Origin of the sequence: Delftia sp. DT-2 (genome assembly GCF_028401915.1) — a bacterium.
GTDB classification, from domain to species: domain Bacteria; phylum Pseudomonadota; class Gammaproteobacteria; order Burkholderiales; family Burkholderiaceae_C; genus Comamonas; species Comamonas tsuruhatensis.
In genome coordinates this window covers 1-634 of sequence record NZ_JAQOTI010000076.1, presented here as the reverse complement: position 1 = coordinate 634, position 634 = coordinate 1, and the positions used below count along the sequence as shown (strand labels likewise).

Genomic DNA, 634 nt, shown 5'->3' with positions numbered 1-634 from the left:
GAAGGCGTTTCCTTTTTCCAGAAGGCCCATGACACCCTGGTCGGCGGTGACGACGCGGCACATGCCAACGTGATTGCGCACAACAGGCTGTTCGGCGTGGGATTGCGGGGGGACGAAGTCAAGGGCGTCTCCATGCTCGGCAATGCCATCTACGGCAATACCGAGGGAGGCATCGCACGAACCAGCCTGGCCAACGGAGATCCTGCCGAGCCGGTGCTGCTCACGGTGACGCCCGAGGGCCTGTCCGGCACGCTGGACAGCGTCGCCAACGAGAGCATGCGCATCGAGTATTTCTCGACGCCCAGGCTGCCCGACGGGCTGGTGGAGCGCGCCGCCGGCAAGGTTCTGCTGGGCTCGCAGACCGTGACCACCGATGCCTCCGGCCATGCGCCCTTGGCGTTCAAGGGCGCCATGCCTCCGGGTGACCAGGCCGCTGTCACGGCGACGGCCACCCGGATTTCCACCGGCGACACCTCGCGCTTTTCCAACGCGATGGCGGCCAACGCCGCCCCCGTGGCGCTGCCGCAAGCCGTCACGACGCCGCAGGATACGGCGCTGTCCATCACCCTCGCTGGCACGGACTTCGAGTCGGACCCGCTGCGCTTCGAGATCACCACCGGCCCCGCCCATGGCG

1 pseudogene is annotated in these 634 nt (G+C 68.0%); it reads left to right on the top strand.

What is annotated here, in order from left to right:
• Positions 1-634: pseudogene (locus PO605_RS30895) on the top strand (Ig-like domain-containing protein); the annotation flags it as partial.